1 protein-coding gene is annotated in these 540 nt (G+C 27.6%); it reads right to left on the reverse strand.

Going from position 1 to position 540, the window contains the following annotated elements:
- Positions 1-519: hypothetical protein (locus tag HMPREF0634_RS09655; protein WP_165480188.1), on the reverse strand; the 519-nt coding region annotated here is incomplete at its 3' end.
- Between the last annotated feature and the right edge of the window lie 21 nt (positions 520-540).

Raw genomic sequence — 540 nt, forward strand, 5'->3', positions numbered from 1 at the left:
GTTGTACATCAATACTTCTGGGATATCTGAGTTTTCATTAGGCAACCTTCCAGATTCTAGTATCTTTTCATTATCTACATATGATTGTATACCTTCTTTATTAATTCCTATTAGATCAATTCTAACATCAATCTTACCATCGCTTGCTGATAATCTTTGCTCATTATATTCACTAGATAACATTCTAGAATCCAAATACAAATGTGCTTTTGAATCACTTGTTGATACTATACTTCTGACATTATCTAACTTATTTATATATTCTATATCATTTTTTGAATATCCATTTAAATATCTATCAACTATCCTATTGTGATTTAATATAAGATCGTACCTTCCCAAGCTATATATCGTTGGACTTGTGTACTTGTCTTCATTATTAACATGACTGTATGATTGTAAAAATAAGTATCCGGAAAAACTTATTATAACTGCTGAAATTATCATAAAAGTTTTTTGTTTTCCAATTTGTACCGCCATCAGTTTTTTATTAATATCTTTAAAGCTTAACCTTCTCATTAGGTCTATTTTCTTATATTT

Source organism: Peptostreptococcus stomatis DSM 17678, assembly GCF_000147675.1.
Taxonomy (GTDB): Bacteria; Bacillota; Clostridia; order Peptostreptococcales; family Peptostreptococcaceae; genus Peptostreptococcus; species Peptostreptococcus stomatis.